Raw genomic sequence first — 739 nt, 5'->3', positions numbered from 1 at the left:
GCACTTGGGCAAAGCTGCCACGGTGGGCGACCTGATCCGCTATCCCGACGGCTCAACCGCGCGCGTGACGACCGGTCTGGGTTTGGCCGACCGGGCCGACTTCGCGCCGCTCGCCTTCGTTGGCAGCGAACTCGATAACGGCGACACGATCACCGATAGTCCCGAGCGACAAGGCGTGGCGTCGTCCGCTGTTTTTGGCATCGTCACCCGCTCGGCCATGCCCCGCTGAGGTAGCGCTCATGATCCGCTACTTTCTTGCCAAAGGCGACCGCGCCGGGGAAGCGGTCATTGTTGAAGGCCTCGACCGCGTGACCTGTTCCAATCCGCCGCCGACGGTTCATATCGCCACACTCGATATGAAGACCTACTGCTCGGCCTGCAAGCGCGAAGGATACATCGCACCGCAAGGGCCGCGTTGGCCAGGCACCGGCCCGAACGGCAAACAGTGGGCATTGAGCGGGGATATCAATGTCTGCGGATGCAACCCACCGCCGATCTTCTACGCTGAGCGCGGCATGCGGATGACTTTTACTGCGGGCGAAATTTCGACGCTGGATGGGCGCAAACCTGGTGCAGCCCATCTGCCGTTTGCCTTATCGGATGCCGTACATGACGAGCAATTTACCTTGCTCGATGATGCACACCGCCCGCTCGCCAACGTTCGCTATCGAATCATCACCGACACCGGGCAGATCTTCGCAGGCATCACGGACGCGGCCGGGCAAACAGATCGAATTGC

The 739-nt window shown here is 62.0% G+C and carries 1 protein-coding gene and 1 pseudogene; both read left to right on the top strand.

What is annotated here, in order from left to right:
* Positions 1–229 (top strand): annotated as a pseudogene (locus tag CFB41_RS37035) (hypothetical protein); the annotation flags it as partial.
* A gap of 10 nt (positions 230–239) precedes the next feature.
* The coding region (locus CFB41_RS38420) for a hypothetical protein (RefSeq protein WP_179250330.1) at positions 240–739 on the top strand (500 nt) is incomplete at its 3' end.

The sequence above is a fragment of the Burkholderia sp. AU33803 genome, from assembly GCF_002223095.1.
Lineage (GTDB): Bacteria > Pseudomonadota > Gammaproteobacteria > Burkholderiales > Burkholderiaceae > Burkholderia.
The sequence above is the reverse complement of the archived record's forward strand: the minus strand, read 5'-3'. Positions and strand labels throughout refer to the sequence as shown.